This window comes from Nocardia sp. NPDC003345, from assembly GCF_053589395.1.
Genome location: NZ_JBSFRU010000567.1, coordinates 1 through 1825, shown reverse-complemented (window position 1 = coordinate 1825; position 1825 = coordinate 1). Strand labels below are relative to the sequence as shown.

The 1825-nt window shown below is 68.0% G+C and carries 2 protein-coding genes; both read right to left on the bottom strand.

Annotated elements, in window-relative coordinates; genetic code table 11:
* On the bottom strand, positions 1–743 hold a 743-nt coding region (locus ACWDU1_RS32045), incomplete at its 3' end, for an isoprenyl transferase (RefSeq protein ID WP_450004165.1).
* Positions 744–807: 64 nt separating this feature from the next.
* Positions 808–1629 (bottom strand): DNA repair protein RecO, encoded by an 822-nt coding sequence (gene recO, locus ACWDU1_RS32040; protein ID WP_450004164.1) that lies wholly within the window; start codon positions 1627–1629, stop codon positions 808–810.
* Positions 1630–1825: the final 196 nt, after the last annotated feature.

Below are 1825 nucleotides of genomic sequence, written 5' to 3'. Positions count from 1 at the left end.
AAATCGGGAAACAACGTCGCCTGATAGACGAACTCCGCGTACGCCGACTGCCAGATCAGGAAATTCGAACTGCGGAACTCACCCGAAGGCCGCAGGAAGAGATCGACATCCGGCATATCCGGTTCGTCCAGGTACCGGGCAAGCACATCCTCGGTGACCTTCTCCGCATCGATCTCCCCCACCGCCACCCGGCGCGCGACCTCCCGTGCGGCATCGGCGATCTCGGCGCGACCCCCGTAGTTCACGCACATCGTCAAGGTCATGACGGTGTTGTCCTTCGTCAGCTCCTGCGCGGTCTCCAGTTCACGAATCACACTGCGCCACAACCGCGGCCGGCGCCCCGCCCAGCGCACCCGCACCCCCATCTCGTGCATCTCGTCACGGCGGCGCCGGATCACGTCCCGGTTGAAGCCCATGAGGAACCGCACCTCGTCCGGGCTGCGGCGCCAGTTCTCGGTGGAGAACGCGTACGCCGACAACCACTTCACACCGATCTCGATACAGCCCTCGACGGTGTCCATGAGCACGGCCTCGCCTTTTTCGTGCCCCGCCGTCCGCGGCAGACCCCGCTCCTGCGCCCAGCGGCCGTTCCCGTCCATCACCAGCGCCACATGCCGCGGCACCAGCTCCGCCGGGATATCGGGCGGAGTCGCGCCGGACGGATGCGGTGACGGCGGACGGACAGTGCGGACACCGGCAGACGCGGATACGTCCGAACCGGCGGAGTCACGACGCAGGATCACCAGAAAAGACTATCTGTGCTCATGACACCGGCCGGATCGGGGCCTTCCCGGCCAGGCCGCTGTTTCAGTGACTCCCCACCGCACCGGAGGAGACACCGTCCGGATGGCCCGCGGAGTCGTGCGTGGACTCCGCCGGACCCGAACGCGCCGCGGCACCCGCCCGTTCGATCAACGGCAAGGTCCGGAGTTTGTGCTCCAGATGCCATTGCAGGTGCGCCGCTATCAGCCCGCTGGCCTGCCGTCGCGCCGATTCCGGGATCATATCGACCCGGTCCCAGCGGCCGTGGCGCAGCGCGAGCATATGGTCGAACACCGCGGGAGCAGGCATGACCGCGCCCGCCGGCCGGCAGTGAACGCAGACCGCGCCCCCGGCGCCGACATGGAACGCCCGGTGCGGGCCGGGAGTGGCGCAGCGGGCGCATTCGTCGACCGCCGGGGCCCAGCCCGCGTAGTCCATGGCCCGCAGCAGGAAGGCGTCCAGAACGAGTTCGTGCGGGCGCTGCCCCTCGGCGATCGCGCGCAACGCACCCGCGGTGAGGGTGTGCAGGCGAGGCACCGGCGCCCGTTCCTCCCCGGCCAGGCGTTCGGCGGTCTCCAGCACGGCGCAGGCGGTGGTGTACCGGCCGTAATCGGCGATGATCGCGGTGGCGAAAGCCTCGACCGTATGCACCTGGGTCACGATGTCCAGGCTGCGGCCGGGATGCAGTTGCACATCGATATAGGCGAACGGCTCCAACCGCGCCCCGAACTTCGACTTGGTACGCCGCACCCCCTTCGCGACGGCCCGCACCAAACCGTGCTCCCGGGTCAACAGCGTGACGATCCGATCGGCCTCGCCCAGCTTGTGCTGGCGCAGCACGACGGCATGGTCACGGTACAAGCGCACGCCCTGAGTCTAGTGTTGTGGTGCCGGAGCGCTCTCACCGTGAAGGTGGTTTGGAGGTGTCCCTTGGTGAAGGTCGTTCGGATCGGCCCCTTCGCGAAGAGGTGCGTTTGGATCGACCCGTTCGCGAAGGTGAGTTCGGATGTGCCCCTCCGCGAAGGGTCGCGCTGTAATTTTGGAGCGGCTCCGCCGCTCGAGG